The following is a 580-nucleotide window of genomic DNA, read 5'->3' as shown; positions in this document are numbered from 1 at the left end:
AGCCATGGCTTAGATAAAAATCTGGCGCTTGAAACTGGTAAGTATTCACGAAAGAAAAACGACAGTTTCGATTCTTGGCTTCATTTTCAGCTCGCTGCAATAGTTTTGAACCAATTCCTTGTCCCCTCAATTCCTCTCTCACAAACAAATATTCGATTTCCAACCAATTTCCGAAAGTCTCTGCTACTAAGCCTGCCATGAGATTGCCCTTTTCGTCTTCGACATAAAGGTTCAGTGGCTCGCTTTCAGCCTCTTCTCTTTTAGAACGATTATAAGCACGAATCAAGTCCCCTATTTCCTGCGCTTTATGAGATTCCTTATTTTCCAATCTAACGTGCATTCAAACCTCCTAATAAACTGCTACAACTTGATTATAGTCATATTTCAATAAACTGTCAAACTAGCAAAAACTCACCAAACAGAGTTGATGAGTTCATGATTTATTTTCTAAATTTCCACTGACTATAAATCCCAAAAACAAAGATCCAGATAGCAGAACCAACTGCCCCCATGAAGGTAGACTCTTGCAAAAAGAGAGTCACGAAAACAAAGACAAAAAAGAGAATGGTTAGGGGATTAA

Annotated in this window: 1 protein-coding gene and 1 pseudogene; both read right to left on the bottom strand. The window is 38.4% G+C overall.

What is annotated here, in order from left to right; translation table 11 throughout:
* The coding region (locus tag GMD4S_RS10170) for a GNAT family N-acetyltransferase (protein WP_000558474.1) at nt 1–340 on the bottom strand (340 nt) is incomplete at its 3' end.
* A gap of 100 nt (nt 341–440) precedes the next feature.
* Nucleotides 441–580 (bottom strand): annotated as a pseudogene (locus GMD4S_RS13385) (amino acid permease); the annotation flags it as partial.

The organism is Streptococcus sp. GMD4S, from assembly GCF_000296955.1.
The sequence above is the reverse complement of the archived record's forward strand: the minus strand, read 5'-3'. Positions and strand labels throughout refer to the sequence as shown.